Source organism: Ornithinimicrobium sp. CNJ-824 (assembly GCF_001942405.1).
In the GTDB taxonomy this organism is placed as follows: Bacteria; Actinomycetota; Actinomycetes; order Actinomycetales; family Dermatophilaceae; genus Ornithinicoccus; species Ornithinicoccus kibberensis.
In genome coordinates this window covers 39,473-65,120 of the sequence record NZ_MKKA01000055.1, presented here as the reverse complement: position 1 = coordinate 65,120, position 25,648 = coordinate 39,473, and the positions used below count along the sequence as shown (strand labels likewise).

18 protein-coding genes, 2 tRNA genes and 3 pseudogenes are annotated in these 25,648 nt (G+C 73.2%); 12 read left to right on the top strand and 11 right to left on the bottom strand.

Annotation, left to right across the window (positions count from 1 at the left end; translation table 11 throughout):
* The first annotated feature begins 104 nt into the window (after nucleotides 1–104).
* Entirely contained in the window at nucleotides 105–716 is a 612-nt protein-coding gene (locus tag BJF81_RS13225; RefSeq protein ID WP_075958735.1) for a DUF3105 domain-containing protein, read from the top strand.
* Nucleotides 713–1,534 carry a DUF305 domain-containing protein gene (locus BJF81_RS13220; RefSeq protein WP_075958734.1) on the top strand — a complete coding sequence of 274 codons (822 nt, stop codon included), beginning with the start codon at nucleotides 713–715 and terminating at the stop codon, nucleotides 1,532–1,534. The genes BJF81_RS13225 and BJF81_RS13220 overlap by 4 nt, the downstream gene beginning before the upstream one ends.
* A 42-nt stretch (nucleotides 1,535–1,576) precedes the next feature.
* Here the strand turns inward: BJF81_RS13220 and BJF81_RS13215 are convergent, their stop codons facing one another.
* The 3 genes from BJF81_RS13215 to BJF81_RS13205 form a co-directional block, all read right to left on the bottom strand.
* Nucleotides 1,577–3,040 carry a bifunctional folylpolyglutamate synthase/dihydrofolate synthase gene (locus BJF81_RS13215; RefSeq protein WP_075958733.1) on the bottom strand — a complete coding sequence of 488 codons (1,464 nt, stop codon included), beginning with the start codon at nucleotides 3,038–3,040 and terminating at the stop codon, nucleotides 1,577–1,579.
* Entirely contained in the window at nucleotides 3,037–6,432 is a 3,396-nt protein-coding gene (gene ileS / locus BJF81_RS13210) for an isoleucine--tRNA ligase (protein ID WP_075958732.1), read from the bottom strand. Before ileS ends, BJF81_RS13215 begins: the two co-directional genes overlap by 4 nt.
* A 409-nt stretch (nucleotides 6,433–6,841) precedes the next feature.
* Nucleotides 6,842–7,390, bottom strand: a complete 549-nt coding sequence (locus tag BJF81_RS13205) for a DUF559 domain-containing protein (protein ID WP_075958731.1) — start codon at nucleotides 7,388–7,390, stop codon at nucleotides 6,842–6,844.
* Between the two features lie 522 nt (nucleotides 7,391–7,912).
* Between BJF81_RS13205 and BJF81_RS13200 the strand changes: the two genes are divergently transcribed.
* Nucleotides 7,913–9,283 carry an FAD-binding oxidoreductase gene (locus tag BJF81_RS13200; RefSeq protein WP_075958730.1) on the top strand — a complete coding sequence of 457 codons (1,371 nt, stop codon included), beginning with the start codon at nucleotides 7,913–7,915 and terminating at the stop codon, nucleotides 9,281–9,283.
* A gap of 122 nt (nucleotides 9,284–9,405) precedes the next feature.
* Here the strand turns inward: BJF81_RS13200 and BJF81_RS13195 are convergent, their stop codons facing one another.
* Both BJF81_RS13195 and BJF81_RS20410 read right to left on the bottom strand, forming a co-directional pair.
* Nucleotides 9,406–10,653 carry an alanine/glycine:cation symporter family protein gene (locus BJF81_RS13195; protein WP_269087339.1) on the bottom strand — a complete coding sequence of 416 codons (1,248 nt, stop codon included), beginning with the start codon at nucleotides 10,651–10,653 and terminating at the stop codon, nucleotides 9,406–9,408.
* Nucleotides 10,599–11,351, bottom strand: a complete 753-nt coding sequence (locus BJF81_RS20410) for an alanine:cation symporter family protein (RefSeq protein WP_269087338.1) — start codon at nucleotides 11,349–11,351, stop codon at nucleotides 10,599–10,601. Before BJF81_RS20410 ends, BJF81_RS13195 begins: the two co-directional genes overlap by 55 nt.
* A gap of 155 nt (nucleotides 11,352–11,506) precedes the next feature.
* Between BJF81_RS20410 and valS the strand changes: the two genes are divergently transcribed.
* From valS to BJF81_RS13165, 5 genes are all read left to right on the top strand, one after another.
* On the top strand, nucleotides 11,507–14,224 hold the full coding sequence (gene valS, locus BJF81_RS13185; RefSeq protein ID WP_075958727.1) for a valine--tRNA ligase: 2,718 nt from the start codon (nucleotides 11,507–11,509) through the stop codon (nucleotides 14,222–14,224).
* Between the two features lie 9 nt (nucleotides 14,225–14,233).
* Nucleotides 14,234–14,968, top strand: a complete 735-nt coding sequence (locus BJF81_RS13180; RefSeq protein WP_075958726.1) for a DUF4129 domain-containing protein — start codon at nucleotides 14,234–14,236, stop codon at nucleotides 14,966–14,968.
* 573 nt (nucleotides 14,969–15,541) lie between these two features.
* Nucleotides 15,542–16,513, top strand: a complete 972-nt coding sequence (locus BJF81_RS13175; protein ID WP_075958833.1) for an AAA family ATPase — start codon at nucleotides 15,542–15,544, stop codon at nucleotides 16,511–16,513.
* Complete coding sequence (locus BJF81_RS13170; RefSeq protein ID WP_075958725.1) at nucleotides 16,510–17,892, top strand: DUF58 domain-containing protein; 1,383 nt, start codon at nucleotides 16,510–16,512, stop codon at nucleotides 17,890–17,892. The genes BJF81_RS13175 and BJF81_RS13170 overlap by 4 nt, the downstream gene beginning before the upstream one ends.
* 1 nt (nucleotide 17,893) lies before the next feature.
* Nucleotides 17,894–18,433: a hypothetical protein gene (locus BJF81_RS13165; protein WP_075958724.1), complete on the top strand. Its 540-nt coding sequence runs from the start codon at nucleotides 17,894–17,896 to the stop codon at nucleotides 18,431–18,433.
* 4 nt (nucleotides 18,434–18,437) lie between these two features.
* On the opposite strand, the pseudogene clpX reads toward BJF81_RS13165, so the two are convergent.
* The 3 genes and pseudogenes from clpX to BJF81_RS13150 form a co-directional block, all read right to left on the bottom strand.
* Nucleotides 18,438–19,707: pseudogene (gene clpX / locus BJF81_RS13160) on the bottom strand (ATP-dependent Clp protease ATP-binding subunit ClpX).
* 155 nt (nucleotides 19,708–19,862) lie between these two features.
* Nucleotides 19,863–20,525: an ATP-dependent Clp protease proteolytic subunit gene (locus BJF81_RS13155; protein ID WP_075958832.1), complete on the bottom strand. Its 663-nt coding sequence runs from the start codon at nucleotides 20,523–20,525 to the stop codon at nucleotides 19,863–19,865.
* 70 nt (nucleotides 20,526–20,595) lie between these two features.
* Nucleotides 20,596–21,204, bottom strand: a complete 609-nt coding sequence (locus tag BJF81_RS13150; protein ID WP_075958723.1) for an ATP-dependent Clp protease proteolytic subunit — start codon at nucleotides 21,202–21,204, stop codon at nucleotides 20,596–20,598.
* A gap of 147 nt (nucleotides 21,205–21,351) precedes the next feature.
* On the opposite strand from BJF81_RS13150, the gene BJF81_RS13145 reads away from it, so the two are divergent.
* Nucleotides 21,352–22,284 carry a DMT family transporter gene (locus BJF81_RS13145; RefSeq protein ID WP_075958722.1) on the top strand — a complete coding sequence of 311 codons (933 nt, stop codon included), beginning with the start codon at nucleotides 21,352–21,354 and terminating at the stop codon, nucleotides 22,282–22,284.
* A gap of 91 nt (nucleotides 22,285–22,375) precedes the next feature.
* On the opposite strand, the gene tig is transcribed toward BJF81_RS13145, so the two are convergent.
* Complete coding sequence (gene tig, locus BJF81_RS13140; RefSeq protein ID WP_075958721.1) at nucleotides 22,376–23,782, bottom strand: trigger factor; 1,407 nt, start codon at nucleotides 23,780–23,782, stop codon at nucleotides 22,376–22,378.
* 71 nt (nucleotides 23,783–23,853) lie between these two features.
* Nucleotides 23,854–23,930: transfer RNA gene (locus BJF81_RS13135), tRNA-Pro, on the bottom strand.
* An 86-nt stretch (nucleotides 23,931–24,016) separates the two neighbouring features.
* On the opposite strand from BJF81_RS13135, the gene BJF81_RS13130 reads away from it, so the two are divergent.
* The 3 genes and pseudogenes from BJF81_RS13130 (at nucleotide 24,017) to BJF81_RS13120 (ending at nucleotide 25,091) form a co-directional block, all read left to right on the top strand.
* Nucleotides 24,017–24,087, top strand: a tRNA-Gly gene (locus BJF81_RS13130).
* 74 nt (nucleotides 24,088–24,161) lie between these two features.
* Nucleotides 24,162–24,719: pseudogene (locus BJF81_RS13125) on the top strand (SIMPL domain-containing protein); the annotation flags it as partial.
* A 117-nt stretch (nucleotides 24,720–24,836) separates the two neighbouring features.
* Nucleotides 24,837–25,091 carry an antitoxin gene (locus tag BJF81_RS13120; RefSeq protein WP_075958719.1) on the top strand — a complete coding sequence of 85 codons (255 nt, stop codon included), beginning with the start codon at nucleotides 24,837–24,839 and terminating at the stop codon, nucleotides 25,089–25,091.
* A 75-nt stretch (nucleotides 25,092–25,166) separates the two neighbouring features.
* On the opposite strand, the pseudogene BJF81_RS13115 reads toward BJF81_RS13120, so the two are convergent.
* Nucleotides 25,167–25,633, bottom strand: a pseudogene (locus tag BJF81_RS13115) (ribose-5-phosphate isomerase).
* Nucleotides 25,634–25,648: the final 15 nt, after the last annotated feature.

The window sequence follows — 25,648 nt, the reverse complement described above, 5'->3', positions numbered from 1 at the left end:
GACGGCGTCCAGGCGCTGGGGCCCGCGACGCGCAGGCCGTTGTCAGGCACACCCCCTACCCTGTGCACCGACAGCCCGACCCGCGCCGACCAGGAGCGACCACCGTGCCCAGACCAGACCGCAGCAGCTCTCCCGACCGCGCCGCCAAGGTGGCCAGGATCCAGCAGGCCACCGCCTCGGCCGAGCGTCGTCGCGGCGCCGTCATCTGGGGGTCGGCGGCCCTCGTGGTGGCGCTCATCGTGGGCGCGGTGACCTGGGCGATCGTCGGCGACCGGCTGCCCGTGCAGGCCTACGAGTACCAGGCGGCCGACCACACCACCGAGCCGGTGACCTACGAGGAGCAGCCACCCGTCGGCGGTCCGCACCACCCGGCCTGGTGGAACTGCGGCGTCTACGACGACCCGGTGCCGGCCGAGCACGCCGTGCACTCCCTGGAGCACGGGGCGGTCTGGCTGACCTACTCCCCCGACCTGCCCGCGGACCAGGTCGAGGTGCTCACGGACCTGGGCCGGCAGGACTACATGCTGGTCTCGCCCAACCCCGACCAGGACGCCGCCGTGGTCGCCACGGCCTGGGGCCACCAGATGACGCTGGAGGAGGCCGACCGGGGCGACCTGACGCGGTTCATCGGCGACTACAAGCAGGGCCCGCAGACCCCCGAGCCGGGCGCCGCCTGCACCGGCGGCACCACCGAGAACCTGGTGGCCGGGTCGTGACGACCCCCGGGGGCGGGCCGACGACCGGGGAGCCGGCCGCGCCGGCCACGGGGGGCGGGACGGCCCGTGGACGGGCCGCTGCCCGCGAGCGCTGGCGCACCTTCGGGGCGCCGGCCCTGGCCGCGGTGACCGTGGCGGCCCTGTGCCTGGGGGTGCTGCTGGGATGGCTGGCCTTCGGCGCCGGCCGGCCCGGGGAGGGCAGCGCCGAGGCCGGCTTCGCCCGCGACATGAGCGAGCACCACGCGCAGGCGGTGCAGATGTCGCAGCTGGTCATGCAGCGCACCGAGGACGAGGACGTGCGCCGCCTGGCGGTCGACATCGACAACAACCAGAACTTCGAGCGCGGCATGATGGCCGGCTGGCTGGCGCAGTGGGACCTGCCCCGGGCGCGGCCGGGCGAGCGGATGGACTGGATGGCCGGGCACGGCGACGGTCACGACGTGACCGACCTGCCGGCCGGGGTCCCGATGCCCGGGATGGCCTCCCCCAGCGAGATCGAGGAGCTCACCCGGGCGCAGGGGCAGGAGGCCGAGGTGCTCTACCTGCAGCTGATGACCACCCACCACATCGCCGGTGTCGAGATGGCGCAGGCCGCCCTCGACCTGGCCGCGGACGAGGACGTGCGGGCCGCCGCGCAGCGGATGGTCGACGCCCAGGCGGGCGAGATCACGCTGATGACACGGATGCTGGCCGAGCGGGACGCCGAGCCGCGCGAGGACGTCTCCGCCTGGTTGGCGGGCGCCGAGGGCGGTGCGGCGGAGCAGGACGGCGGCGGGGACGGGTCCACCGAGGACGCCGACCACGGCGGGGACCACTGACCCACGGCCGCGCCGGGTCGGCCCGGCTCAGCTGCTCCCGGCTCAGCTGCTGGTGACGCCCAGGAGCTCGCGCACCTCCGCGGCGGTCGTCACCGACCCGGTGGCCAGCACCGCGCCGCCGACGCCGCCCTCGTCGGACAGGCCGGCGGCCACGTCAAGGGCCTCGGGGAGGTCCTCGACGACGGTGACCCGGTCCTGGCCGAAGTAGGCGGCGACCAGCTCGCCGAGCCGGGCGGGCCGGATCGCCCGGGGCGAGGAGGTGCGGGTGACGACGACGTGGTCGAGCACCGGCTCGAGCTGCTGGACCATCGCCTCGGCGTCCTTGTCCTCCAGGACGGCCAGCAGCCCGACGAGCCGGGTGAAGGTGAACGACTCCCGCAGGGCCTCGCCCAGCGCCGCCGCCCCCGCCGGGTTGTGCGCCGCGTCGACGAGGACCGTCGGGGACCGCCGGACGATCTCCAGCCGCCCGGGCGAGGTCACCCCGGCCAGCCCGCCCCGCAGCACCTCGTCGGTGATGTGCTGCTCGCCACCGCCCACGAACGCCTCGACGGCCGCGACGGCCATCGCGGCGTTGTGCACCTGGTGGGCGCCGAACAGCGGCAGGAACAGGTCCTGGTAGTCGCCCGCCAGACCGCGCAGCGAGACCTGCTGGCCGCCGACGCCGACCTCGCGGGCCAGCACCCCGAAGCTGACCCCCTCGGTGCGCAGGTCGGCCCCGACCTCCTCGGCCCGGTCGGTGAGGACGGTCATCGCCTCGGGCTCCTGGACGCCGACGACGGCGATCGCCCCGGGCTTGATGATGCCGGCCTTCTCGGTGGCGATCTCCTCGACCGTGGAGCCGAGCAGGCGGGTGTGGTCCAGCGAGATGGGGGTGACGACCGCGACGGTCCCGTCGGCCACGGAGGTGGCGTCCCACACCCCGCCCAGGCCCACCTCGACGACGGCCACGTCGACCGGTGCGTCGGCGAAGGCGGCGAACGCCAGGCAGACGACGACCTCGAAGTAGGTCATCCGCACCTGCCGTTCGGGAGCCGTCGACCCCATGCTCTCCCGGTCCACCATCTCCACGAACGGCATGACGTCGTCGTAGGCGGCGAGGAAGGCCTCGATCCCGATCGGCTCCCCGTCCAGGGAGATCCGCTCGCGCATGTCGTGCAGGTGCGGGCTGGTGAACCGGCCGGTGCGCAGCCCCATCTCCCGCAGGATCCGCTCGATGATCCGGGTGGTGGAGGTCTTCCCGTTGGTGCCGGTGAGGTGAATCATCGGGTAGGCCCGCTGCGGGTCGCCCATCAGCTCCATCACGCGTGCGACCCGGTGCAGGGTCGGCTCGGGCATGTGCTCGGGGGTGCGGGCGAGGATCTCCTCGACCACCTGCGCGTAGCGCGCGGTCAGCTCGGGGTCGACCGGCTCGGCGGCACCGGGCCGGCGGGCGGCGGTGCGGGGCGCCGCGGCACCGGGGTCGAGCGGCAGCTCGTTGCCCTCGAAGAACTGGTCGTCGCCGGTCATCGCGCCTCCACCTTGGTGATGAGCAGCTCGACGGTGCGGCCGCCATCGAGGGTGGCCTCGGCCGTGTGCGACACGATCCGCGGCTGGGTGCCCCCGTCGGGGTCGCTGCCACCGCCGAGGCCGTGCTTCGGCGGACGGGGCAACGGCGTCCCCGCACCGGCCGCACCGAACTGGACCGCCAGGGTCTCGTCCATGACGAGGCGCTGGTGCTCGGTCGCGGCGGCCCAGACGTCGTCGTCGCCGACGACGGTCAGGCTGATCCGGTCGGTGATCTGCAGGCCGGCGTCCTTGCGGGCGCCCTGGACCGCCCGGACCAGGTCGCGGGCCAGGCCCTCGCGGGCCAGGTCCTCGGTGACGCCGGTGTCGAGCACGACGAAGCCGCCGCCGTGGCCGCGCAGCATCGCCGTCGCCCTCGAGCCCCCGTCGGCGGCCTCGTCGACGACGGTCTCCAGGGTGTACTCCCCCTCGACCAGCGGCAGCCCGCCGGCGGTGACGGTGCCGTCCTCGGCGACCGACCAGTCGCCGGACTTGGACCCCTTGATGGCAGTCTGCACGTCGCGCCCCAGCCGGGGCCCGGCCGCCCGGGCGTTGACGGTCAGCCGCTGCTCGACGCCGAAGGTCGACAGATCCGTCGCCGGGTCCGCGACGTCCAGGACCTGCACCTCGCGCACGTTGACCTCGTCCCGCACGATCCCGGCCAGGTCGCGCAGCCCCTCGGCGTGCGCGGTCGCCACGGTCAGCGACGCCAGCGGCAGGCGCACCCGCAGCTGCTCGGCCTTGCGCAGGGACAGGGTCGCCGAGCACACCTCGCGGACGGTGTCCATCGACTGCACCAGCTCGGAGTCCTCGGGCAGGTCCGACGCCGCGGGCCAGTCGGTGAGGTGGACCGACTCGCCCCCGGTGAGCCCACGCCATACCTCCTCGGTGGTGAGCGGCAGCAGGGGCGCGGCGACGCGGCAGAGCACCTCGAGCACGGTGTAGAGCGTGTCGAAAGCGGCCTGGTCGTCGGACCAGAAACGGTCGCGGGAGCGGCGGATGTACCAGTTGGTCAGCACGTCGACGAACGCACGGACCGCGTCGGCGGCCCCGGCGATGTCGAACCGGTCCTGGGCGGTCTCCACCTCGACGACCAGGTCGCGGGTCTTGGCCAGGATGTAGCGGTCCATCGGGTCGGTCGAGGCCGTGGACCAGCGGGCCTCGTAGCCGGCGGCGTTCGCGTAGAGCCCGAAGAAGTACCACGCGTTCCACAGCGGGATGAGCACCTGGCGCACCCCGTCGCGGATACCCTCCTCGGTGACGACGAGGTTGCCGCCGCGCAGGATCGGGCTGGACATGAGGAACCAGCGCATCGCGTCGGCGCCGTCGCGGTTGAACACGTCGCGCACGTCGGGGTAGTTCTTCAGCGACTTGGACATCTTCTGCCCGTCGTTGCCCAGCACGATGCCGTGGCTGATGCAGGCGCTGAACGCAGGGCGGTCGAACAGCGCCGTGGCCAGGATGTGCAGGGTGTAGAACCAGCCGCGGGTCTGGCCGATGTACTCCACGATGAAGTCGGCCGGGAAGTGGTGCTCGAACCAGTCGGCGTTCTCGAACGGGTGGTGCACCTGGGCGTAGGACATTGAGCCGGAGTCGAACCAGACGTCGAGCACGTCCTCGACCCGGCGCATGGTGCTGTGCCCCGTCGGGTCGTCCGGGTTGGGCCGGGTCAGCTCGTCGATGAACGGCCGGTGCAGGTCGACCTCGCCGGCCCGGTTGCGCGGCAGGCGGCCGAAGTCGGCCTCCAGCTCGGCGAGCGAGCCGTAGACGTCGACCCGGGGGTGGGCCGGGTCGTCGGAGACCCACACCGGGATCGGGCTGCCCCAGAACCGGTTGCGCGAGATCGACCAGTCACGGGCGTTCTCCAGCCACTTGCCGAACTGGCCGTGCTTGACGTGCTCGGGCACCCAGGTGATCTGCTCGTTGGTGCGCAGCATGTCGTCCTTGAACTTCGTCACCTCCACGAACCAGGAGGAGACGCCCTTGTAGATCAGGGGCTCGCGGCAGCGCCAGCAGTGCGGGTAGGAGTGGTCGTAGGCCTCGCGGCGCAGCAGGACGGTGCCCTCGGTGACCGCGCCCCGGTCGTGCTGCTCGGCCCCGGGCGCCTGGTTGCGGGTGGCCGCCTTGAGGTGGTCGATGATCGGGGCGTTGGCGTCGAAGACCAGCATCCCGGCGTACTCCTCCACCGGGGCGGTGAAGCACCCGTCGGCGCCGACCGGCATGACCGCCTCGATGTCCTCGCGGTCGGTGACCACCTTGTCGTCCTCGCCGAACGCCCCGGCGGTGTGCACCAGCCCGGAGCCGTCGGTGGTGGTGACGAACTCGGCGGTGACGAGCCGGTGGGCGTTCGTCCAGCCCTGGTAGTAGGAGAACGGGGGCACGTAGGAGCGGCCGGCCAGCTCGGCGCCGGTCGTCCGGGCGACGACGGTCGGCTCCTCCCCCAGCTCGCGGGCGTATGCCGCCAGCCTCGCCTCGGCGAGGACGTAGCGCTCGGGCCGTCCGGTGAAGTCGCTCTCGACGACGACGTAGTCGATGTCCTCGCCGACCATGATCGCCAGGTTGGACGGCAGGGTCCACGGGGTCGTCGTCCACACCAGGGCCAGGGCCCCGGCGAGGACGTCCTCGGCGACGTCCCCGCCCGCAGCGGCGGACGCGGCATACCCCTCCTGCGGCAGGATCCGCAGGCCGACGGTGACGGCCGGGTCCCGGCGCACCTGGTAGACCTCCTCGTCCATCCGCAGCTCGTGGTTGGACAGCGGGGTCTGGTCGTTCCAGCAGTAGGGCAGCACCCGGAAGCCCTCGTAGACCAGGCCCTTGTCGTGCAGGCTCTTGAACGCCCACAGCACCGACTCCATGTAGTCGACGTTGAGCGTCTTGTAGTCGTTGTCGAAGTCGACCCAGCGGGCCTGGCGGGTGACGTAGTCCTGCCAGTCGTTGGTGTACTTCAGCACCGACTCGCGGCACTTGTCGTTGAAGGTCTCGATGCCCAGCTCGAGGATCTCGTCCTTGGTCTTGATGCCCAGCTGGCTCATCGCCTCCAGCTCGGCCGGCAGCCCGTGGGTGTCCCAGCCGAAGCGGCGCTCGACCCGGCGGCCGCGCATCGTCTGGTAGCGGGGGACGACGTCCTTGACGTAGCCGGTGAGCAGGTGGCCGTAGTGCGGCAGCCCGTTGGCGAACGGGGGCCCGTCGTAGAAGACGAACTCGTTCTCGCCGTTCTCCCCCGCGTCGCGCTGCTCGACGCTGCGGACGAAGGTGTCGTGCTCGCGCCAGTAGGCCAGGACGGCCTGCTCGATCTCCGGGAAGCTCGGCGAGCTGGTCAGCGCGGCTCCGGAGGTGCTGGTGAGCGGGTAGGCCATGGGTCGTGGCTCCTTGGTGGTGCGGCGGGTCGTCGTGTCGGTCCAAGTCCGAGGACGACGCCCGTCCGGGGATGCGCCCGGTCGGCACCGCGGTACCACTCGCTTGCGCGCCGCCCCGGTCCTGCCGGGTCGTGACGCGCCGCTTCGTGACGGCTGTGACGGGCCTACCCGTCCGGGTCTAGTGGGCTCCCGGCCGGGGTGCCGGGGCTGTTCTGCCGGAGGCTCGCCGCTGATGACGGCTCGGACGCCTGTTCGCCCCATGGTAGCGGCTCGGCCCGGCGAGGCCTGCCTCCGGACCGGCAGGCGGTGGGATCTCGTCGCCCGGAGGGACTCCCCGCGCGTGAGACCCCCGAAACGGAGGCGAGACCCTAGATATTTGGGGTGTCTGGCCGCAGTTCGGGGGGTCTGCTCAGCGGGAGCCCGCGGTGCGGCGGGCCCGTGCCCGTCGGCAGGCCGCCTCCACCTTCGCCCGGACGACGTCGGGCCGGTCCAGGTCCGCCCAGGTCAGCCGGACCACCTCGTAGCCGAGCTCCCGCAGCCGGTCCTCCCGCAGCTTCTCGGCGGCCAGGTCCCCGGCCCGGCCGTACTTGGCCAGCCCGTCGAACTCCACGACCACCCTGTCCCCCTCCAGCAGGAAGTCCACCCGCGCCACGAACCCGCCACGCTCGTCGGTGATCCTGACCTGCGGAACCGCCACCAGGCCCAGGCGGTGCAGCAGCCAGCCGGTCCTGGACTCGCCGGCCGACTCGTGACGTCCGTCGGCCCGGTCGACGACGACCCCGGCGGCCGGACGGCCCCGGCCCAGCGCCGACCAGCAGCGCAGGCCCTCGAGGTCGGCCCGGTTGCACGCGCCCTCGCGCAGCGCCGAGTCCGCCGCGACCAGACCGGCCTCGACGCCGAAGGTCGACGCCACCTGGAGGCAGGCCACCTCGGGCCGCACGCACGGGACGCCGTCCACGCGCACGAGCCGCCCGGGAGCAAGCCCGCGTGCTGGATGATCCCCGTGCGCGTCTTCCACCGGCGAGGGCCGACGCCGACGACGTGGACCAGGTCGTCCGTGCCGTAGATCGCCAGGTCGAGGACGGCGAGGGCGCTCTGGTGGCTGAGGGCGACCTCGACGCCGGACCAGGCCATCATCACCCCGTGGGCCCGGAGCCGGTGACGCTCCCACGGCGGTGACTCCTGCCACCGTTGCCCGTCCACGAGCACGTTCCGGCGGAGACGGACGAGCCGCCCGTCGGCCACCCAGGCACTGAGGGTCGGTGCCCGCACGCCCCGCTCCCGCAGCTGGGCGCTCGTGGCCACGCCCTCCTGGCCCGTCAGCAGGGGCAGGGCGACCTCGCTCCAGGCATCCACCGTCATCGGCCCAGGATGCTCCCGGACCGGGTCCGGCGGGAGCGGTCGTCCACAGGCCGGCCCCTGCCGGCCGACCGTCGGTCGGCGCCGCCCCCGGCCGCGCCCGCCTCGTAGGCTCGAGTGCATGACCTCCTCCCCCGACGCCCTCCGGGAGCTGCTGGGCGACCGCGTGGTGAGCGACCCGCAGATCGCGGCCGGCTTCGCCGTCGACGCGTCGCCGCAGGCGGAGGCGCTGCCCGGTGACCGGTTCACCGTGGTGCGGGCCCGCTCCAGGGACGACGTCGCCACCACGCTCCGGTATGCCGCGCAGCACCGGGTGCCGGTCGTGCCCCAGGGGGCGCGCACCGCCACGACGGGGGCGGCCGAGGCGCTGGCCGGCGGCATCGTGCTCTCGACCGCGGCGATGACCGACCTGCTGGTCGACCCCGTCGAGCGGATCGCGGTCGTCGGCCCGGGCGTGGTCAACGCGGACCTGAAGCTGGCGGCGGCCGAGCACGGCCTGGCCTACCCGCCGGACCCGGCGAGCGCCTCGATGTGCACCATCGGCGGCAACGTCGCGACCAACGCCGGGGGCCTGTGCTGCGTCAAGTACGGCGTGACGGCCGACTACGTCCGCGGCCTGGAGGTCGTGCTGCCGGGGGGCGAGGTGCTGCGCACCGGCCGCCGCACGGCCAAGGGGGTCGCCGGCTACGACCTCACCGGGCTGTTCGTCGGCTCGGAGGGGACCCTCGGCGTGGTCACCGAGGCGGTGCTGCGACTCGTCCCGCTCGGCGACCCGGCGCTGACCGTGCTCGCGGTCTTCCCCACCCTGGAGCGCACCGTGGCGGGCGTCGCCGCCCTGCGGGAGCAGCGCCATACCCCCAGCCTGGTGGAGCTGCTGGACGGGCCGAGCGTCGCCGCGGTCCAGGCCTACGGCGACTACGGCTACCCCGCCGACGCCGCCGGGGTGCTGCTCGTCCAGTCCGACCGGCCCGGCCACGCGGCGGAGGACGTGCAGGGGTATGCCGTGGCGCTGGCGGCCGCGGGCGCCACCGAGGTGGCCGTGGCCGAGGACCGTGCCGAGGCCGACCTGCTGCTCGAGGGACGCCGGGTGCTCAACCCCGCGCTGGACCGGCGCGGGGACCGGATCATCGAGGACGTGTGCGTGCCGGTGGGGCGCCTCGGGGACCTGGTGGCCGCGGTGCACCGCATCGGGCAGCGGCACGGGATCGAGACGACGTGCGCCGGCCACGCGGGCGACGGCAACCTGCACCCGTCGCTGTTCTACGACCGGGACGACCCGGCGAGCCGTGCGGCGGCCGAGCGGGCCTTCGACGACGTGGTCCGGGCGACGTGGGAGCTGGGGGGGACGTTGACCGGGGAGCACGGCGTGGGGTCGCTCAAGGTGCCGTGGCTGGCGGAGGAGCTCGGCCCGGCCGAGGTGGGACGGCAGCGGGCCGTCAAGGCGCTCTTCGACCCCCTGGGGGTCATGAACCCCGGACGCGGGGTCGCCTGAGCGGCCGCCGGGGCCGGGCACGCCCGCCGGCCGCGATCCCGAGGCCGGACGCACGACGAGGGGCCGGGAGCATGTGCTCCCGGCCCCTCGCCGGTGGTGCGGGTCGTCCGCGGCCCTGTGGGTCAGGTGCGCGGGTCGCCGTCGACGTCCGGGTGGACGTCCGGGTCGCCGTCCGCCTCGTGGCGGCCCCGCGGCTGGCGGTGGGGCGGCTCGGTCGGCGTGGTGGCCCCGCCGCGGCCGAAGCCGTTGTCGTCCGGGTCCGCCACCTGCTCGTGCCGCCCCTTGCGCCGCAGGTGCGGCGGCGGGTAGGGGTCGGTCGCGGCGCCCAGGCCGAAGCCGTCGTCGTCCGGGTCGCCCGTGACGATGTGGTGGGCGCCCTCCTCGTTGATCTTCGCGCCGGTGCTGGCGCGCAGGTCCTCGGCGGAGACACCCGCAGCGACCCGGTTGCGGCCGGAGGCGTCGAGGATCTGGTTCTCACCGGCCAGCTCGGAGATCGGCCGGGTCTTCTCGGCGTCCGGCAGGCCCAGCTCGGCCAGCAGGCCGCTCTTGCGGTCGGCCAGGTAGTCGTTCATCTCCTTCTTGATGACCGGCAGCAGCATGTAGACGCCCAGCAGGTTGACGAAGGCGCAGACGAACAGGAAATTGTCCGCGAACGCCAGCACCTGGCCGAAGGTCAGCAGCGTGCCCGAGATGGTGAAGAACAGGAACACGAAGCGGTAGATCGTCGTCGAGGTGTGCGTGTCGCCGAACAGGTAGTTCCACGCCTTCTGGCCGTAGTAGGACCAGGTGATGAGCGTAGAGATGGCGAACAGCGCCACGGCCACGGCCAGCACGGCGGGGAACCAGCTGATCTGCTCGCCGAACGCGCTCGAGGTGATCGCCACGCCGGAGACACCGTAGTCGGGGTCGTAGCGGTCCCCGTCCTCGAAGGTGAAGTCACGCGCGTCGTTGTAGAAGGTCGTGTCGGCGATGACGATCGTCAGCGCGGTCATGGTGCAGATCACGACCGTGTCGATGAACGGCTCGAACATCGCGACGAAGCCCTCGGAGACCGGGCGACGGGTCTTGACGGTGGAGTGCGCGATCGGGGCCGAGCCCAGGCCGGCCTCGTTGGAGAAGGCCGAACGGGTCAGGCCGACGACCAGCGCGCCGACGAAGCCGCCGGTGACGCCCTCGGGCGTGAACGCCCCGGAGAGGATCTCGCCGAAGGCGGGGATGACGTTGCCCAGGTTGGTGAGGATGACCACGAGGCAGGCCAGGATGTAGATGCCACCCATGAGCGGCACCAGCGTCGAGGTGACCCGGCCGATGGACTTCATCCCGCCGATGATGACCGCGCCGATGATTGCGGCCAGGACGATCCCGAACACCAGGCGCCGGTCGTGGAGGACAGCCAGCCGGTGCCGTCGGGGTCGAGGACCGTGACGGCCTGCGAGTAGGTCTGGTTGGCCTGGAACATGTTGCCGCCGCCGACGCCGAAGAAGAGGATGGCGAAGGCGAAAAGGCCGGTGAGCCCGACCGAGAGGACCTTGGGCAGCTTGTCGAAGGCGACGGGCAGGTACTTGAACGGGCCGCCGGAGACGGTGCCGTCCTCGCGGATCTCGCGGTACTTCACGCCCAGGGTGCACTCGGCGAACTTCGTCGCCATCCCGAACAGGCCGGCCAGGATCATCCAGAAGGTGGCGCCCGGGCCACCCAGGGTGACCGCCGCACCGACGCCGGCGATGTTGCCCAGGCCGACGGTGCCGGAGACGGCCGAGGTCAGGGCCTGGTAGTGCGGGATCTCGCCGGGGTCGTCCTCGCTGGAGTAGCGGCCGCGGATCGTCTCGTACGCGGTCTTCAGGCCTCGGAACTGGATGAAGCCCAGGTAGAGGGTGATGATGATCGCGGCCGCGATCAGCCACATCACCACGAAGGGCATCTGCGGGATCCCGGGGAGGGTGAAGAAGATGATCTCGCCGGACCACTTCGTCACGCTGGTGAAGGCGCTGTCGACCGTGGTCTCGATGTCGGTGACCCACTGCGGGTCCTCGACCACCGATGTCGGGATGGCTCTGTTGGCAAACATGGAGATCACAGTCCACGCCGCGTCGTCCCACGGTCAACGACATCGGCCGATCTTGACCAAAACGTGACCTGGGTCACGGAACCTGCGGACCGGCCCCCGTCGTTGACCACCTCTGGTGCCCGCGCACCTCGGAGCACCGCTGCGGGTCTGGGACAATGTCCGCCATGAGCACACCACCTGAGCGCACCGCCCTGCCGCGCCCGGCCGAGCTGCCGGAGCGTCCGTCCGTCGACGGGCTGGAGGACCGGTGGGTCCAGGTATGGCGTGAGCGCGGGGCGAACACCTTCGACCGCGAGGCCGCCCTGGCGGCCGACCGCGGCCAGATCTTCGCGATCGACACCCCTCCCCCGACCGCCTCGGGCAGCCTGCACATCGGGCACGTCTTCGGCTACACCCAGGCCGACTGCCTGGCGCGCTACCACCGGATGACCGGCAAGCACGTCTTCTACCCGATCGGCTGGGACGACAACGGCCTGCCCACCGAGCGCCGCGTGCAGAACTACTACGGCGTGCGCGGCGACGCCACCCTGCCCCACGACCCCGGGTTCACCCCGCCGCAGCGGGGCGGGGACGCCAGGAGCAGCAAGGCCGCCAACCAGGTGCCGATCAGCCGCGCCAACTTCATCGAGCTCTGCGAGGAGCTCACCGTCATCGACGAGCAGGCGTTCGAGGACACCTTCCGCCGGCTCGGCCTGTCCCTGGACTGGACCGTGCAGTACCGCACGATCGACGACCGGTCCCGGGCGGTGGCCCAGCAGGCCTTCCTGCGCAACCTGGCCCGCGGCGAGGCCTACTCCTCCGAGGCTCCCGGCCTGTGGGACGTCACCTTCCAGACGGCGGTCGCCCAGGCCGAGCTGGAGGCCCGCGACTACCCGGGCGCCTACCACCGGGTGGCCTTCCACCCGGTCGGGCAGGGCACCGACGGTCCGGTGCACATCGAGACGACCCGCCCCGAGCTGATCCCCTCGGTCGTGGCGCTGGTCGCCCACCCGGACGACGAGCGCTACCAGCACCTCTTCGGCACCACGGTGAGCTCGCCGCTGTTCGGCGTGGAGGTCCCGGTGCTCGCGCACGAGGCCGCCGAGAGCGACAAGGGCGCCGGCATCGCCATGTGCTGCACCTTCGGCGACATGACCGACGTGATGTGGTGGCGTGAGCTCTCGCTGCCGACCCGCTCGGTGATCACCCGGTCCGGCCGTCTGCAGGCCGAGACCCCCGACTGGGTCGCCGGCGGCCCGGGCGAGGCGTTGTATGCCGACGCGCTGGCCGGGCGGACCACGCACGCCGCGCGGGAGGCGGTCGTCGCGGCGCTGCGCGAGAGCGGGGACCTGGACGGGGAGCCGCAGAAGACCCAGCGCAAGGCCAACTTCTTCGAGAAGGGCGACAAGCCGCTGGAGATCGTCACCTCCCGGCAGTGGTTCATCCGCAACGGCGGCAAGGACGAGGACTTGCGCGAGGAGCTCCTGGCCCGCGGCGAGGAGCTGCGCTTCCACCCCGACTTCATGCGCAGCCGCTACCGCAACTGGGTCGGCGGCCTGAACGGGGACTGGCTGATCAGCCGCCAGCGCTTCTTCGGAGTCCAGATCCCGGTCTGGTACGCCGTCGACGCGGACGGGGAGGTGGACCACGACACCGTCCTGGTCCCCGACGAGTCCCGGCTGCCGGTCGACCCGGCCACCGACGTGCCGGACGGCTACACCGAGGACCAGCGCGACCAGCCGGGCGGCTTCACCGGCGACCCCGACGTCATGGACACCTGGGCCACCTCCTCGCTCAGCCCGCAGATCGCCTCGGGCTGGCCGGTGGCGGGCGCGCCCGACGGCGAGCTGGGCAACGACAGCGAGCTGTTCGCCAAGGTCTTCCCCTTCGACATGCGGCCCCAGGGGCACGACATCATCCGCACCTGGCTGTTCGCCTCCGTCGTGCGGGCCCACCACGAGCACGGCTCGCTGCCGTGGACCGACGCCTCCATCAACGGCTGGATCCTCGACCCGGACCGCAAGAAGATGTCCAAGTCCAAGGGCAACGCGACGACCCCGCTGGGCATGCTCGAGCAGCACGGCACCGACGCGGTGCGCTACTGGGCCGCGGCCGCCCGCCCCGGCGTGGACACCATCGACGACCCAGGCCAGGTCAAGGTCGGCCGCCGGCTGGCGATCAAGCTGCTCAACGCGAGCAAGTTCGCCCTGTCCTTCGGCGAGCTGCCCGAGGGGCCGGACGGCGCCCCCGCCGACGCCGCCTCGCTCGTCACCGAGCCGCTCGACCGCTCGATGCTGGCCGCCCTGGCCGACGTCGTCCGCCGGGCCACCACGTCCTACGAGAACTGGGACTACTCCACCGCCCTGGACGTCACCGAGAGCTTCTTCTGGACCTTCTGCGACGACTACCTCGAGCTGGTCAAGGAGCGGGCCTACGGGTCGGCGGACGAGGGTGGCCCCGCCCCCGCCACCCTGTCGGCACGGGCCGCCCTGCGGCTGGCCCTGTCGGTCCAGCTGCGGCTGCTGGCGCCGGTGCTGTGCTTCGCGACCGAGGAGGTCTGGTCGTGGTGGCACGAGGAGGGCTCCTCGGTCCACGTCCAGCCCTGGCCGACGGTCGAGGAGCTCCGCGGGGCCGCGGACGGCGACTCCGGCCTGCTCACGGTCGTGGGCCAGGCGCTCAGCGGGCTGCGACGCGCGAAGTCTGAGGCCAAGGTCAAGATGCGCACGGAGATCTCGGCCGCCACGCTGACCGGCCCGGGGGCCGACCTGGAGCGGCTGCGCGCCGCGACCGGCGACCTGCGGGCCGCCGGCAAGGTCACCGGCGAGCTGCAGCTGGCCGAGGCCGAGGAGCTGGCGGTGCACGACGTCGCGCTCGTGACGGAGGACGCCGACTAGGCTGACCGGATGCGCAGGGGCAGCCGGTCGACCGTCGTCGCGGTCCTACTGACCGTGGCCGGCCTGGTCCTCCTGCTGTGGGGGTCGGGACAGGGGTCCTCGTTCGTCGCCCAGCCCCAGGGCACCTGGGGCCCGCCCCCGATCAGGCTGCCTGAGCTGCCGGACCTGGTCTCCGTCGAGCAGCCCGGGGACGAGATCACCGATGCGGAAGGGGCACCGGAGGGAGCCGAGCGGGTGATCGACCTGGTGCTGCTGTTCTACGCCGCCGTCGTCGTGGCCGGGGTGCTCCTGGTCCTGCGAGCCCTGCTGCGACGGGACCGGCGCGAGCGTGACCCCGTCGAGGAGCCCGACGAGGAGCTGCTGGCCCTGCTGGACGCCAGCGGCGAGGAGGTCCGCTACCGGGCGCTGACCGAGGGCGACCCGCGCAACGCGATCGTCGCCTGCTGGGTCGCCCTGGAGGACGCGGTCGACCGCTCGGGCCTGTCCACCGACCCCTCCGAGACCGCCGCCGAGCTCACCACCCGGGTGCTCGGCCGCTGGCAGGTGGACCCCGCGGCGATCATCGACCTGTCCGAGGCCTACCGGGAGGCCCGCTTCTCGCGCCACCCCGTCACCGAGGAGCAGCGCCGGGCCGCCGTCGACGCCCTGGAGCGCATCCACGCCGACCTTCGCCGGCGGGCGCTGGCCGAGCAGGAGGCCGCCTCCGCGGCCGCCGACGCCGACGCGGCGGGTGCGGACCGGTGAGCGGCGGCCACCGCCTCCGGCGGACGCTCCTGTCCTCCGTCGTCGCCGTCCTCGCCCTCGGGACGCTCCTGTACCTCGTCGGTGCGCTGCCCCATACCCTGCCCGAGGTCGTGGCCGTCGTGCTGCTCGCCGGGGCGGCCCTGGGGCTGCTCCTGGCCGCGCTCCGACGCACCGGCCACGGTGTCGAACCGGCCTGGTGGGCCTCCACCCCCCGCGAGGAGGCGATCGCCCCGGCCGCGCTGGACTACCGGCTGGTGCGGCTGCGCCGCGACCTCCGGGACGCCCTGGAGCGGGACGACCGCCCCGACACCGTCCACGCCGTCCTGGTCGACCTCGCCGCCGAGCGGCTCCGCGCCCACCACGGCGTGGACCTGACCACCCATCCCGAGGAGGCCAGGGCCCTGACCGGGCCCGAGCTGTGGGCCTACCTGACCACCCCCCCGTCCGGGACGCGCCGGCGAAGCGGGGGACGCTGCAGACCGCCGTCGAAGGGATCGAGAAGCTGTGACCGACCAGCCCCCACCGTCCGCCGCCGCCCCGAGCACGCCGCCGCCCGGCGCCAGCACGCCGGACCTGGCCAGCGTGTCGCGTCGGGCCCAGCAGGTCCTCGACCGGGTCGGGCAGGCCGTCGTCGGCAAGCGCGAGGCGCTGACGCTCGTCCTCACCGCCGTGCTCGCCCGCGGGCACGTCCTGCTGGAGGACTACCCCGGCCTGGGCAAGACGCTGGCCGCGCGCTCGTTCGCCCAGACCCTCGGCCTGGACTTCACCCGGGCCCAGTTCACGCCCGACCTGCTGCCGTCGGACCTGACCGGCTCGTTCGTCTACGACCAGCGGGCCGCCGAGTTCGCCTTCCGCCCCGGCCCGCTGTTCACCGGGCTGCTGCTGGCCGACGAGATCAACCGCACGCCGCCGAAGACGCAGTCGGCGCTGCTGGAGGCGATGCAGGAGCACCAGGTCACCGTCGAGGGGCAGACCTTCGCGCTGCCCCAGCCCTTCCACGTGCTGGCCACGGCCAACCCGGTCGAGTACGAGGGCACCTACCCCCTCCCCGAGGCCCAGCTGGACCGCTTCCTCATGCGGGTCTCCTTCGGCTACCCCAGCCCGCAGGAGGAGTGGGACGTGCTGCGGCGGCGGATCGCCCGGCAGACCGAGGACCAGCACCTGGCGGCGGTGACCGACGCCGACGGGCTGGCGGCGATGCAGTCCGCCGTCGAGACGGTCCCGGTCGAGGACGACGTGTCGCGCTACTGCGTCGAGCTGGCCGCGGCGACCCGACGGCACCGGGCGGTGCTCGTCGGGGCCTCCCCGCGGGGGTCGTTGGCCCTCATGCTCACCGCGCGGGCGTATGCCGTCGTGGCGGGCCGCGACTACGTCACCCCCGAGGACGTCAAGGCGGTCGCCCACGCGGTCCTCGACCACCGCATCTCGATCAAGCCCGAGCTGTGGATGTCCGACACCGGTGGCGCCGCCGTCGTCGACGCCGCCCTGGGCCAGGTCCCCGTGCCGGGCTCGCGCACCGGAGCCTCCACCGTCGCCGCGGAGTGACCACCGTGTCCTCCTCCCGCCGCGACCGCTGGGCGCCCACGCACGCCCTGCTGCGCTGCCTGGCCGTCGTGGTCCTCACCGCCCCGGTGGCCCTGCTGTGGCGCCGGCCGGACCTCGTCGTGCTGGCCACCCCCTTCGCCGTCGTGCTGGCCTGGAGCCTGGCGACCCGCCCCGAGCGCCTGCCGGGCCGCGCCCTGGCCCTCTCGCACGGCCAGGTGCGCGAGGGCGAGCAGGTGCTGGCCGTGGCCGAGGTGGAGCCGGTGCCCGGCGCGGAGGTGCTGGCCGCGGCGTCGGCGCCGGCCCCCTTCCTCCGGGGCGTGGGGCCGGGGGCCGCCCGGCACGGGCGCCCGCGGGACGACCCGCACGCCCCCGAGGGGGCGGGCGTCGGGACCGTCCTCGACGCGGCCGGACCGACGGTCGAGGGCCGTCGCCGGCTCGTCCTGGGCCTGCGGCCCACGCGGTGGGGACGACGCCGCATCGGGCCGGTCCAGGTCGGGGCGGTCGGCGCCTGGGGCTCCTACCGGTGGGGCCCGGTGCCGCTGGACCCGCTGACCCTGCCGGTGCTCCCCCAGCCGGCCGCCTTCGACAGCGCGGCGCCCGCCCCGCACCCGCGCGGCCTGGTCGGGGCGCACCGCTCCTCCCGGCCCGGGGAGGGCAGCGAGTTCGCCTCCCTGCGGCCCTTCCAGGTCGGTGACCGGCTGCGTCGCATCCACTGGCCGCGCTCCACCCGGACCGGCGAGCTGCACGTGACGGCCAGCTATGCCGACCAGGACACGCACGTCGCGGTCCTCGTCGACGCCCACTACGACCTGGGGACCTCCGGCGGCACGGACGGTCCGGCCAGCTCGCTGGACCGCTCGGTCCGGGCCGCGGCCGCGGTCTGCGAGCACTTCCTCCAGCAGGGCGACCGCGTCAGCCTGCGGGTGCTGTCGGCCCGCACCCCCCTCACCGTGCCGACCGGCACCGGCCGGCGCCACGGCGTGCGCATCCTCGACACCCTCAGCCGGGTCGTGCCCGCCGTCGCCGAGGAGACCGACCCACGCCGGGTCCACCTCGGGGTCGGCGAGGGCACGCTGGTCGTCATGGTCTCCGCGCTCGTCTCCCCCGACGCGCTGACGCAGGCGGCCACCCTGGCCGCCCGCGGCCTGTCGGTCGTGGTCGTCGACGCGCTCGTGGACCCGCAGCAGGGCGGCGTCGTCGCCGCCCTGGACCGGGACCCGCTGGCCCGGACCGCCTGGCGCATCCGCATGCTCGAGCGCGACCGGGAGATCCGGGCGATCCGGGCCCAGGGCGTGGCGGTCGTGCCGTGGCTGGGACCCGGCAGCCTGGACGTCGTGCTGCGCGAGCTGGCCCACCGCGGCCGCCGGGTGGGGGTCTGAGGTGGCCGAGCTGCTCGCCTCCTGGGCCGACCTGCGGTCCGCGCACCCGACCCACCTGCGGGTGCGCCTGGTCGCGCTGCTCGGCGCCGGCCTGTTCGCCCTCTCCCTCGCGCTCGCCGGCGGCGGCGGACCGGTCGCGTGGGCCGGCATCCTCGTGCTGGGGGCCCTGGTGGTCTACCAGCCGACCACGCTCATGCCGGTCGTCCTCGCCGTCTTCGGGGTCGCGTCCTGGTGGGCCGGGGTCCCCGGCCCCTGGCACTGGGCGCTGCTGCCCGCCGCGTGGGGGCTGCTGCTCGTCCACGCGGCGGCCGCGCTGGCCGCGTCCGTGCCCGGCCAGGCCCCGCTGCCGTCCTCGGTCCTGCGGGTGTATGCCGTGCGCACGGGTGTGGTCGCCCTCGTCACCGCCGTGGTGTGGGCCGCGGCCGGCCTGGTCGTCCACGGTCCCGCCCCCGAGGGGCTCGGGGTGGTGCCGGGGATCGTGGGGCTGGCCACCGTGGTGGGCGGCCTGGTCGTCTACCTGCGGCGCACCGCGAGGGACTGACCGGTCAGGCGCTCTCCTTGCGCTGCTGCCGCTTGCGGGTGACCTCGCGGCGCACGATCGTGGGGTTGACGTTCTCGCGCACGACCTCGCTGGTGATGACGACCTTGGCGATCTCCTCGTCGGAGGGGACGTCGAACATCACCGGCAGCAGCACCTCCTCGAGGATGGCGCGCAGCCCGCGGGCCCCGGTGCCGCGCAGCAGCGCCTGGTCGGCGATCGCATCGAGGGCGTCGTCGCTGAACTCCAGCTCGACACCGTCGATCTCGAACATCTTCTGGTACTGCTTGACCAGGGCGTTGCGCGGCTCGGTGAGGATGTTGACCAGTGCGTCCCGGTCGAGCGGGGAGACCGTGGTGATGACCGGGAGCCGGCCGATGAACTCGGGGATGAGCCCGAACTTCATGAGGTCCTCGGGCAGCACGTCGCCGAACTGCTCGCCGACGTCCTTGGCCGACCTCAGCTCGGCGCCGAAGCCCAGGCCCTGCTTGCCGGTGCGGGCCTCGATGAGCTTCTCCATCCCGGCGAACGCCCCGCCGACGATGAACAGCACGTTGGCGGTGTCGATCTGGATGAACTCCTGGTGCGGGTGCTTGCGCCCGCCCTGCGGCGGCACCGAGGCGACGGTGCCCTCGAGGATCTTCAGCAGCGCCTGCTGCACGCCCTCCCCGGAGACGTCCCGGGTGATCGAGGGGTTCTCGCTCTTGCGGGCGATCTTGTCGATCTCGTCGATGTAGATGATGCCCGTCTCGGCCTTCTTGACGTCGAAGTCCGCGGCCTGGATGAGCTTGAGGAGGATGTTCTCGACGTCCTCGCCGACGTAGCCGGCCTCGGTGAGCGCCGTCGCGTCGGCGATGGCGAACGGGACGTTGAGCATCTTGGCCAGGGTCTGGGCCAGGTAGGTCTTGCCGCACCCGGTAGGGCCGATGAGCAGGATGTTGGACTTGGCGATCTCCACGCGTCGTCGCCGCGGGCGCCTCGCCGGCCTGGATCCGCTTGTAGTGGTTGTAGACCGCCACGGCCAGGGCCCGCTTGGCGGGGTCCTGCCCGACGACGTACTCCTGGAGGAAGTCGAAGATCTCGCGCGGCTTGGGCAGCTGGCCCAGGCCGAGCTCGCTGGACTCGGCCAGCTCCTCCTCGATGATCTCGTTGCACAGGTCGATGCACTCGTCGCAGATGTACACGCCCGGGCCCGCGATCAGCTTCTTGACCTGCTTCTGGCTCTTCCCGCAGAAGGAGCACTTCAGCAGGTCGCTGCTCTCACCCATGCGTGCCATGGCCCCGACGCTACCTTGCCGGACCCTCCGGGCACAGCCTCATTCTGCTCACGGCATACGCGTGTTGCGCCCCGTCCGCTGTCAGCGCAACGGCCCGCACGCGACGGAGCCCGCCGCCCCGGCGGGGGCGACGGGCTCCGGGGCCGGCCGGAGGGTCAGTCCCCCAGCGACGCCTTGCGCGAGGACAGCACCTCGTCGACGAGGCCGTACTCCTTGGCCTCGGCGGCGGTGAGGATCTTGTCCCGCTCGATGTCCTTCTGCACCTGCTCGACCGTCTTGCCGGAGTGCTTGGCCCAGGTCTCCTCCAGCCAGGTGCGCATCCGCAGCACCTCGTTGGCCTGGATCTCGATGTCCGAGGCCTGGCCGTAGTCCCCGCCGGCCAGGGCCGGCTGGTGGATGAGCACCCGGGCGTTGGGCAGCGCGAAGCGCTTCCCCGGCGCACCGGCCGCGAGCAGTACGGCCGCGGCGGAGGCGGCCTGCCCGACGACGAACGTCTGCACGTCCGGCTTGATGTACTGCATGGTGTCGTAGATCGCCGTCAGCGCGGTGAACGAACCACCGGGGCTGTTGATGTACATGAGGATGTCCCGGTCGGGGTCCTGGGACTCCAGCACGATCAGCTGGGCGATGATGTCGTCGGCCGACGCGTCGTCGACCTGCACGCCGAGGAAGATGATGCGGTCCTCGAACAGCTTGGTGTACGGGTCCTGCCGCTTGGTGCCGTAGGAGGTGCGCTCCTCGAACTGCGGCAGGATGTAGCGGCTGCCGGGGGCGGGCGGCGCCGAGCCGCCGACGGGCCGCGCGGGCGCGTCGCCCATCCAGGCACGACCGGCGTAGGGGTGGTGGTGCTGGGTCATGTCAGCTCTCTCTTCTCGTCTCTGGCGCCGGTCACGACGTGGGCTGCTCGCCCGGGGCGTCCTCGGAGCGCTCGTAGACGTGGTCCACGAAGCCGTACTCCTTGGCCTCGGCCGCCGTGAACCAGCGGTCGCGGTCGGAGTCCTTCTCGATCTGCTCCACGTCCTGCCCGGTGTGCTCGGCGATCAGCTCGGCCATCTGCTTCTTGATGTGCAGCATCTGCTCGGCCTGGATCTTGATGTCGGAGGCCGTGCCGCCGATGCCGCCCGAGGGCTGGTGCATCATGACGCGGGCGTGCGGCGTCGCGTAGCGCTTGCCCTTCGTGCCGGCCGACAGCAGGAACTGGCCCATGGAGGCGGCCAGGCCCATCGCGACGGTGGCCACGTCGTTGGGGATCCACTTCATCGTGTCGTAGATCGCCATGCCGGCCGTGACCGATCCGCCCGGGGAGTTGATGTAGAGCCAGATGTCGCTCTCGGGGTCCTCCGCGGACAGCAGCAGGAGCTGGGCGCAGATCGCGTTCGCGTTGTCGTCGCGCACGTCCGAGCCGAGGAAGATGATCCGCTCCTTGAGGAGCCGGTTGTAGATCTGGTCGTCCAGGCCGGGAGCCGGGCGCTCGGCCATGCTGGTCTCCTGGGTCATGTGGTCCCTCGCTTCGTCGGGGTATGCCGTCGGGCGGCCGTCGTCTTCTCAGTGACCCTACGCCCGCCCCGCCCCGGGCACTCCCGCGGGTCCGCCGTGTTCGCCCTGAGCGCACAAGGCCCCCGCAGCCGTGGGAGGGTAGCCCCCGTGACCGCCCCGCAGACTCCTGGCGACCGCACCTGGCTGGTCGCCCTCGCCGCCTCCCTGTGGGGGCTCTCGGCCCTCTGGCGAGGCCCCCTGGCCCGTGAGTACCCGGCGCTGACGGTGGTCCTGTGGGAGCACCTCGTCCTCACCCTGCTGCTCCTGCCCTGGCTGGTCCCCGCGGTGCGCCGGCTGCTGGCGGCGAGCGTGCGCACCCGGGTGTCCGTCCTCGTGGTGGGCGCGGGCAGCTCGGCGCTGGCCACGGTGCTGTTCACCGCCGCCTTCGCCGTGGGCGACCCCATCACCCCGCAGGTGCTGCAGAAGCTGCAGCCCCTCGTGGCCGTCGGCCTGGCGGCCCTGCTGCTCGGCGAGCGGCTCCGCGGCGGCTACCTGCTCTTCCTCGTCCCGGCCCTGCTGGGCGCCTGGCTGCTCTCCTTCCCCGACCCCCTGGCCGTGCGGGCCGACTCGGCCCGGGCGGCGCTGCTGGCGACCGGGGCCGCGTGCCTGTGGGCCGCCGGGACCGTCCTGGGGCGGGCCGCCAGCCGGGAGCTGCGCTTCCTCGACCTCACGGCGCTGCGCTTCGCCGTCGGGCTGGCCACCCTGCTCGCGGTCGCCGGGGCCACCGGGACGCCCCTGGCCCTCGGGCGGGACGCGCTGCCCGACCTGCTGCTGCTCGCGCTCGTGCCCGGCCTGGCGGCCATGGTCCTGTACTACAAGGCGCTGGGCCGCACCCCTGCCTCCCGGGCCACGCTGGCCGAGCTGGCCTTCCCCCTCACGGCGGCACTGGTGGGCGTTCTCGTGTTCGGCACCCGGCCCGAGGCGTCGCAGTGGCTGGGCATGGCCCTGGTGCTGACCACCGTGGTCGCCCTGTCCTGGCACGAGCGCCGCAGCGAGCGCCCCGCCGTCGCCGTGGCGGAGGCGGCACCGGTCGGCCGCTGACCGACCCGGCCGAGGGGCCGGGGACCCGGCGGACGCGGGAAGGGCCCCCGACCGGTCCGGTCGGGGGCCCTTCGCACGCAGGTGGGGCCGGTCAGGCCTTGGCCGCCTCGTCGTCCTCCGCCGGGGCGTCGACCTCCTCGGCCTGCTCCTCGACGTCCTCGAGCTCCTCGACGTCGTCGAGCACGTCGAGGTCGCCGTCCTCGGGGTCGTCGTCCTCGTCACCCTCCTCGTCGGAGCCCTCGATGGCGTCCAGGTCGACGACGTTGCCGTCGGTGTCGGTGACCTTGGCGGCCTCCAGGACCGAGGCGAGCGCCTTGCGGCGGCCGACCTCGGCCACCATCGCCGGCACCTGGCCCTGCTGGTCGATCTGCTGGGCGAACTGCTGGGGGTTCATGCCGTACTGCTGGGCGGTCATCATGATGTACTCCATGAGCTCGCCCTGGTCGACGTCGACCTCGTCGCGCTCGACCATCTTGTCGAGCAGGAACTGGGTGCGCATCGCCTTGGTCGTGGACTCGGTGACCTCGGCGCGGTGGGTGTCGTCCTCGAGCCGGTTCTCGCCCTCGAGGTGACGGTGCACCTCGGCCTCGACGAGCGACTCGGGGACGGGGATGTCCACCATGGCCAGCATCTGGTCCAGGACCTTGTCCCGGGCGGCGACGCCCTGCTCGAAGCGGGCGGCCTGCTCGGCCTGGGCGCGCAGGTCGGCCTGCAGCTCCTCCATCGTGTCGTGGGGGCTGGCCAGCTGGGCGAACTCGTCGTCCAGCTCGGGCAGCTCGCGCTCCTTGGCGGCGGTGACGGTGACGGTCACGTCGGCCACCTCGCCGGCGCGGTCGCCGCCGGCCAGCGGGGAGGTGAACTCGACGGTGTCCCCCGTCTTGGTCCCGCGCAGCGCCTTGTCCAGGCCCTCGAGCATGGTGCCGGAGCCGATCTCGTAGGAGACGCCCGTGACCGAGTCGACCTCCTCGCCCTCGATCGTCGCCGACAGGTCGATGGTCAGGTGGTCGCCGGTCTTGGCCTTGCGCTTGATCGGCTTGAGCGTGCCGAACCGGGCGCGCAGGGCGTCCAGCCGGGTCTGCACGTCGTCGTCGGCGACCGTGGCCGGGTCGACCTGCACCTCGATGCCGGAGAAGTCGGGCAGCTCGAACGCGGGGACCACGTCGACCTCGGCCTCGAACTTCAGTTCCTGGCCGTCCTGGAGCGGCAGCTCGGTGAAGTTGACCTCCGGCTGGCCCAGCGGGGTCAGGTCGTGCTCGGCCATCGCCTGGCCGTAGAGCTCGGGCAGCGCCTCGTTCACCGCCTCCTGCACGACGGTCCCCCGACCGAAGCGCTGGTCGATGATCCGCTGGGGCACCTTGCCCTTGCGGAAGCCAGGGACCTGGACCTGGGCCCCGATGCCGGCGTAGGCCGCGTCCAGGTGGGGCTTGAGGTCCGCGGCGGAGACCTCGACGGTCAGCTTCACCCGGGTCGGGGACAGGTTCTCGACAGCGCTCTTCACTGCTGGTGCTCCAGAGGGTTGGGGGGTATGCGGTGCCCAGGGCACCACGGAACGGTTCACCTCATGCTAGGTGGTCGGGGTAGCCGGATTCGAACCGGCGGCCTTCCGCTCCCAAAGCGGACGCGCTACCAAGCTGCGCCATACCCCGTGGTCCCGGTGCACCGAGCACGGAGGACAGAGGGCTAGACTATCTGCTCGGCCCACCCGGCCCGTGCACGTGCGGCCGGGGGCCACGCGGGTGTAGCTCAATGGTAGAGCCCCAGTCTTCCAAACTGGCTACGCGGGTTCGATTCCCGTCACCCGCTCGCGCGTAGATTGAGGGCATGGACGCCTCCGAGGACGACGGCACCGTGCGGGTCACCGGCACGGGGAGGGCGACCGGCCGCCCGGACGCCTGGTGCTGGACCTGCGGCTGCAGGCGAACGGGTCGTCGGTCGGCGAGGCGCTCACCGCGCTGACCCGCGCCTCGCACGCCTGCCACGACGCCGTCCCCGGGCTGCCGGTGCGGACCTCCGGGCTGGGAGTCCACCCCCGGCACGAGCAGGGCCACCAGCGCGGGCACACCGCCTCCCAGTCGCTCCACGTGCGCACCGGCGACCCCACCTCGGCCGGGGAACTGGTCCAACGGCTGGTGGACGTCGTGGGTGACGCGCTGGGGGTGGACGGGCTGCGGCACGAGGTGGCCGACCCCTCCGACCTGCACCGTCGGGCGCGCGAACAGGCCTTCGCCGACGCCGCCGTGCGGGCGGAGCAGTACGCCGCCCTCGCCGGCCGCCACCTCGGCGCCGTCCGGGCGATCATCGAGCCCGGCGCCACCGGGCCCTCCCCCCTGCCGGTCGCCGCGGCCCGCACCGCGCTGGCCGCGGGGCCGGTGGTCGCGGCCGAGGACCTCGCGGTCGTCGCCGTGGTCGAGGTCGTCTGGGAGCTGCGCGGCTGAGGCCCGTCGCCGGCCCAGGGGCGCCGCTCCGGTCGACACCACCCCCAGGGGTGTGCTGGGGTGGGAGGTGCACCGGTCGCCCCACGGCGGCCGCTCCCGAGCAGGAAGGACAGCACCATGGGTTTCATGGACAAGGCCAAGGACGCCTTCGGCAAGCACGACGACAAGGTGGCCGACGCGGTCGACCAGCACTCGGACAGGATCGACCAGGGGATCGACCGCGGCACCGAGTTCGCCGACGAGCGCACCGGCGGCAAGTACGGCGAGCAGATCGACCAGGGTGGCGACGCCGTGCGCGACCACCTGGACGGCATGGACGGCAAGCAGGACGACTTCGGCGGGGACGCCGGCTCCGACGCCGACAAGGCCTGACGACGGACGACGAGGCCCCCGCACCGAACTGGTGCGGGGGCCTCGCGCTGCGCCGGGCACTCCCGGGTGCGCCGGTCAGGGCAGCGGGGGCAGCGTCCCGTCGGCCTCGTAGGCGGTCATCATGTCGATCCGCCGCTGGTGGCGCTCCTCGCCGGAGAACCCGGTCGTCAGGAAGGCCCTGACGATGGCCCGCCCCTCCTCCAGGGAGTGCATGCGGGCGCGAGGGAGACGACGCGGGCGTCGTTGTGCTGCCGCGACAACGTGGCCAGCTCCGGCGACCAGGCCAGCGCCGCACGGATCCCCGTGACCTTGTTGGCCGCCATCTGCTCGCCGTTGCCGGAGCCGCCGAGCACCACGCCGAGGGAGCCGGGGTCGGCGGCCACCGCCTCGGCGGCGCGCAGGACGTAGACGGGGTAGTCGTCGAGCTCGTCGTAGCCGGCCGGGCCGTGGTCGACGACCTCGTGGCCCTGCTCGGTCAGCCAGGCGACGAGGTCTCGCTGCATCTCGTAGGCGGCGTGGTCGCCGCCGATGTGGACTCGCACGGGAGCTCCTGGGGT

Excerpts from the sequence above, each read along its gene's own strand:
- BJF81_RS13215 (WP_075958733.1), bottom strand. The coding sequence starts at position 3,040 with ATGACCGGCGACGACCAGTTCTTCGAGGGCAACGAGCTGCCGCTCGAC.
- ileS (WP_075958732.1), bottom strand. The coding sequence starts at position 6,432 with ATGGCCTACCCGCTCACCAGCACCTCCGGAGCCGCGCTGACCAGCTCG.
- BJF81_RS13200 (WP_075958730.1), top strand. The coding sequence starts at position 7,913 with ATGACCTCCTCCCCCGACGCCCTCCGGGAGCTGCTGGGCGACCGCGTG.
- BJF81_RS20410 (WP_269087338.1), bottom strand. The coding sequence starts at position 11,351 with ATGTTTGCCAACAGAGCCATCCCGACATCGGTGGTCGAGGACCCGCAG.
- valS (WP_075958727.1), top strand. The coding sequence starts at position 11,507 with ATGTCCGCCATGAGCACACCACCTGAGCGCACCGCCCTGCCGCGCCCG.
- BJF81_RS13180 (WP_075958726.1), top strand. The coding sequence starts at position 14,234 with ATGCGCAGGGGCAGCCGGTCGACCGTCGTCGCGGTCCTACTGACCGTG.
- BJF81_RS13155 (WP_075958832.1), bottom strand. The coding sequence starts at position 20,525 with ATGGGCGACGCGCCCGCGCGGCCCGTCGGCGGCTCGGCGCCGCCCGCC.
- BJF81_RS13150 (WP_075958723.1), bottom strand. The coding sequence starts at position 21,204 with ATGACCCAGGAGACCAGCATGGCCGAGCGCCCGGCTCCCGGCCTGGAC.
- BJF81_RS13120 (WP_075958719.1), top strand. The coding sequence starts at position 24,837 with ATGGGTTTCATGGACAAGGCCAAGGACGCCTTCGGCAAGCACGACGAC.